Here is a 4,833-nt window from a genome sequence, read left to right on the forward strand (position 1 = left end):
GGATGGCAGGATTGTTCAAATCCTGGGAAGGGGGAGAACCGATGACAGTGATCCTGGTCCACGGCGTGCCCGAGACCACCGAGGTGTGGGATCCCCTCGTCGAGCAGCTCCACGACCTCGGGGAGACCGATGTCCGCAGGCTCTCCCCGCCCGGGTTCGGCGCGCCGGTGCCCGCCGGTTTCACGGCGACGATGGACGGGTACCGCGGCTGGCTCGTCGCCGAACTCGAGTCAATCGGTCAACCGGTCGATCTCGTCGGGCACGACTGGGGCGGTGGCCACGCGCTGAACGTCGCGATGACACGGCCCGACCTGCTGCGTTCCTGGGTCTCCGACGTTCCCGGGGTGTTCGACGCCGACTACGTCTGGCATGACCTGGCTCAACAATGGCAGACGCCCGACGTCGGTGAGACCGCCGTCGCCGAGTTCGCCGCGATGTCGACCGCCGATCGTGCCGACTTCCTGGCAGCGGCGGGCATGGCGGCCGCTGTCGCGAGCAGGGTGTCCGAAGGCATCGACGACGTGATGGGGCAGGCGATCCTCGTCTTGTACCGGTCTGCCGCGCAGCCCGTCGCCGCCAGGGCGGGTGAGAACCTCGAAGCCGCCTCCGCCCGGCCCGGGCTCGCACTGCTGGCGACCGAGGACCACTTCGTCGGCACCGACGAGCAGAAGCAACGCGCGGCCGGCCGCAGCGGCGCCCGCGTCGCAGTCCTCCAGGGACTGGGCCATTGGTGGATGACGCAGGACCCGGCAGGCGCTGCCCGGCTGCTGGTCGACTTCTGGAAGGAGAACCGATGATCCTTGAGTGTCCTTCGATCGCCTACGCAGAGGTCATGGTCGTTCGAAATCGCTAGTCGCGCTTGCGCTTCACCCGATTGAAGGGCACGCCACGGTCAGGAGCGTGCTCACGGGGGAAGCCCAGGATGCGCTCGCCGATGATGTTGCGCGCGATCTCTGTGGTACCGCCGCCGAGTGAGGCGCCCTGGCGGGAGGGGTAGCGCTCGCCGTAGGAAAACAAGCCGGTTCCGTCGTCGACCACGCCACCGGTGCCCGCAATGGCCAGCGCGGTGTCGATCTCGAACTGAACGGTCTCGGCGTGCGTGACGGATGATCGAGCCCGCCGCCGGCGGCAGCGAGCCGTCCAGGACGCCGTGATAGACGTGGTCGACCAACTGCTTCTGAACGGCCCGGTGCACCAGCGCGCGGCCCGCCTGCTCGCGGATCCGCTCGTTGTCGGTCTGGCCGGTCGCCTCGAGGAGCGCGACGTAGTCAACGGGCTGGTCCGAAGCACCCTCGGCGCCCGTCCCGCTAGCGAACTCGGAGCCGCCGCCGACCGCTCGGCGTTCGTGGAACATCTGCCGGGACGCCACTTCCCAGCCCTTGTTCACCTCGCCCACGACGGCGTCGTCCAGAAGTTCGAGGTCGTCGAAGAACTCCTCGCAGAACTCGTTGCCACCGTCGACCTGCATGATCCGGCGCATGGTGATGCCGGGGCTGTTGATGGGTACCAGGAACATCGTCAGGCCTTCGTGCTTGGGCACGTTCCAGTCGGTGCGGGCCAGCAGAAGTCCGTAGTCGGCGGCGAACGCGCTGGTGCTCCAGGTCTTGGCGCCGTTGACGATCCACTTGTCGCCACGACGGTCGGCTCGGGTGATCACCCCGGCCAGATCGGATCCGCCACTCGGCTCACTGAGTAGTTGCACCAAGACCTCGTCACCTCGGATCGCCGCGGAGATCCGGTCGCGTTTCTGCCCGTCGGTCCCGGTGTCGAGGATGGTCGCGGCGCAGATCGTGAACGTAGGGGTGTTGAGGATGATCGGCATTTCGTAGTCGCGCGATTCGGCGTCGAACGCCCGCTGGTAGGAGATCGGCAGGCCCAGTCCGCCGTACTCCCGTGGGAAGCAGATCCCGGCGAATCCCCCTCGGTACAACTTCTGCTGCAGCTCGCGGGCACGCTGCCAGGGAGCGTCCTCGCCGCGGTCGATCCCTGGCGGGTTGGCCGGGTCGATGCGCGGCATGTTCTCGGCGAGCCAGGCCCGTGCTCGCGCGGCGAACTCCGAGACCGACTCGGCCGTCGTGGTCGTCGTGATTTCGGTCATGACGCGGATTCCAGCTCCTCGGTGAGCGCGTACACACGCAGATTGTGATCCTCGGGCGTTCCGAACATCGAGCGGTACAGCGTGATTCGGCGCAGATACAGGTGTAGATCGTGCTCCCAGGTCACGCCGATGCCACCGTGCAGCTGGACGCACTGTTGCAGCATGCCGGGGGCGTGTTCACCGAGGTAGGACTTCGCCACGCTGACCGTCAGGTCGGCGTCGTCGGCGCGGGCGCCGACCGCGGCGATCGCGGCGCGGGTGGTGGCGCGGCAGGCCTCCAGCCAGATCTTCATGTCCGCGTACTTGTGCTTGAGCGCCTGATAGGACGCCAGGGGTCGGCCGAACGAGTACCGGTCCAGCGCCCACTGGACGGTGAAGTCGAACACCGCGTCGAGGATGCCGACCACCTCGGCACACTGAAGCACCTGGGCGATCTGGCTCTGCCTGGCGATGAGCGCTACGGTCTGTTCGGCCGATCCGACGGCAGCGTCTCCGTCGATGACGACGCCGTCGAAGGTGACTCGGGCGTAACGCTTTACGAGGTCGAGGGACATCTGGCTCTCGATGGAGACGCCGGCTGCACCGGCGGGCACCAGGAACTGACGGATGGCGCCGCGGTATTCGGCGACGACGAGGAACAGTCCGCATTCGGCCCCCGCCTCGACGCGGTCCTTCACACCGTCGATGCGGAACCCCGTCGGGCCGCCGGAACTCTACGCGTGGTTGCACTACGACCCGATTCCCAGCCGGGATGAACTGGCCAAGGCGCTGCTCGCGTACTTCACCGGCCACCTTGGGATTTCGACGACGATGCGCGCCCACGAGGGCATCGGCACCGCGCAGGCTCACCTCACGGTGTCGACTGCGCCGATGACGATCTCGGTGAGCTTCCACGAGCCGGTCAGCTGGGACGGCTGGATCCTCTACACCCACGAGAGCACTCAGGTGGGCGCGGGGATGTCCTACGTGCGCGGTGCGGTTCACACGGAGGAGGGCGACCTTCTCGCCTCGTTCAGCCAGGACGCGCTGATACGTCCGCTGCGCACCACCGACACCTCGATCGGTGCGGAGTCCCGACTGTAGCCAGCTTCAGATCTTCAGATAGCCCTTGTCCGCTGGGATCTGGGCCGCCGTTCAATGCGGTCAATGCTGCGCGTGGCGCCTCGTCACTCGTGGAGATCCTGCGCGGAGAAGGTGTCGCACTTGTTCGGGTCGCCGGTCCGGTAACCCTCGGTGAACCAGTACTGCCGGGCATTCGACGAACCGTGGGTCCAAGACTCCGGATTGACCCGTCCCGTCGAGGACTTCTGGATCCTGTCGTCGCCCACGGACGAGGCCGCGGACAGGGCGTCCGTGATGTCCTGATCGGTTAGCGGCTGCAGGAAGGTCACGTCGGTGCCCTGCTGCTTGGTGATCGCGGCGTAATGCGCCCACACACCGCCGTAGCAGTCGGCCTGCAGTTCGGTGCGCACGCTGTTGCCCTCGGCGCCGCCCGGCCCCTGCTGCGCGCGGCCGAGGGTGCCCTGTAGATCCTGCACGTGATGGCCGAACTCGTGCGCGACGACGTACTCCTGCGCCAACGGGCCACCGCTGGAGCCGAACTGGTCGACGAGTGTCTGGAAGAAGGAGGTGTCGAAGTACGCCGTCTGGTCGACGGGGCAGTAGAAGGGCCCGACATCGGTGGTGGCGGGACCGCATCCGGTCTGAACTTGGTCGCTGAACAGGCGGATCTTGGGTCGCGTGTAGCCCTGCAGCAACTGTGCCCACACCCCGTCGACGGAGTTGCCCGTTGCGACGATGCGACACCCGAGGATGTCGTTGGCGTCCTTGCCCGTCTTGCACTGGCTCAGTTCGAAGCCGGGCGCCTCGACGCCCTGCGAGTCGTACTCGCCTGAGCCGCCCTGCGGCAGCACCGTGCCGGGATCGACGCCGAGGAACAGCGCGACTACGACGATCAGCAGCCCACCGACGCCGCCGCCGATCGCGATGCGTCCGCCACCGCCGCCACCGCCGCTGCTCGACGTGGTGCTCGTGTCGATCCGCATACCCTCGTTGAAGGTCATCTGCACCCCATCCGTGGCCGACACCGAAGGCTCGGGACGAGCCGGGTTCAGCTTCCCACACTACGATTCAGCCGTGGCCGCTCAGCGGGGAACTGCGGAAGATTCGACCATCGCGCACACCGCCTACGGCAGGTTGCGAGGCACCACCGAGGGTGGCGTCAACGTGTGGCGGGGCATCGCGTACGCCGAGCAACCCCTTGGCGACCGACGGTTCGTGGCTCCGGTGCCGCCCGCGCCGTGGACCGGGGTTCGCGACGCCATCGAGCACGGGCCGATTCCACCGCAGGGGCGGTCGTTCGTCGGCGGTGGCCGCGACGACCCGAAGATTCGCGACGAGGCATGTCTGACGCTGACTGTGTGGTCTCCTGATCCCAAAGGGTCCGCCCTTCCGGTGATGGTCTGGATACCCGGTGGCGCATTCGTCTACGGCGCTGGGCAACTCCAGCTCTACAACGGCAGTCGGCTCGCGGCCAACGGGGACGTCGTCGTCGTGAACGTCACGTATCGGCTCGGTGTCTTCGGGGGGTTCGAACTCGGCGACCTCGGACCGGATTTCGACGACAACCTCTGTCTGCGTGACCAGGTCGCGGCCCTGCAGTGGGTGCGCGACAACATCGGCGCGTTCGGCGGCGATCCCGACCGGGTCACGGTGTTCGGCCAGTCCGCCGGCGC

Annotated in this window: 3 protein-coding genes and 3 pseudogenes; 3 read left to right on the plus strand and 3 right to left on the minus strand. The window is 67.4% G+C overall.

Translation table 11 applies throughout. The annotated features are described in order from the left end of the window. A partial coding sequence (locus QOI01_RS01450; RefSeq protein WP_526377910.1) for an alpha/beta fold hydrolase occupies positions 1–797 on the plus strand: 797 nt, incomplete at its 5' end. A 52-nt stretch (positions 798–849) separates the two neighbouring features. Here the strand turns inward: QOI01_RS01450 and QOI01_RS01455 are convergent. Then, positions 850–2,098: pseudogene (locus QOI01_RS01455) on the minus strand (acyl-CoA dehydrogenase family protein). After that, a pseudogene (locus QOI01_RS01460) lies at positions 2,095–2,796 on the minus strand (acyl-CoA dehydrogenase family protein); the annotation flags it as partial. The pseudogenes QOI01_RS01460 and QOI01_RS01455, both read right to left, overlap by 4 nt. On the opposite strand from QOI01_RS01460, the pseudogene QOI01_RS01465 reads away from it, so the two are divergent. Then, a pseudogene (locus QOI01_RS01465) lies at positions 2,795–3,181 on the plus strand (acyl-CoA thioesterase); the annotation flags it as partial. The pseudogenes QOI01_RS01460 and QOI01_RS01465 sit on opposite strands and share 2 nt — an antisense overlap. An 83-nt stretch (positions 3,182–3,264) precedes the next feature. On the opposite strand, the gene ypfJ reads toward QOI01_RS01465, so the two are convergent. Next, entirely contained in the window at positions 3,265–4,161 is an 897-nt protein-coding gene (gene ypfJ, locus QOI01_RS01470) for a KPN_02809 family neutral zinc metallopeptidase (RefSeq protein WP_526377912.1), read from the minus strand. Here ypfJ and QOI01_RS01475 point away from each other — a divergent pair. After that, positions 4,085–4,833, plus strand: a 749-nt coding sequence (locus tag QOI01_RS01475; RefSeq protein ID WP_526377914.1) for a carboxylesterase family protein, incomplete at its 3' end; no start/stop codon positions are given. The genes ypfJ and QOI01_RS01475 overlap by 77 nt on opposite strands.

This window comes from Mycobacterium sp., from assembly GCF_032162605.1.
GTDB lineage: Bacteria > Actinomycetota > Actinomycetes > Mycobacteriales > Mycobacteriaceae > Mycobacterium.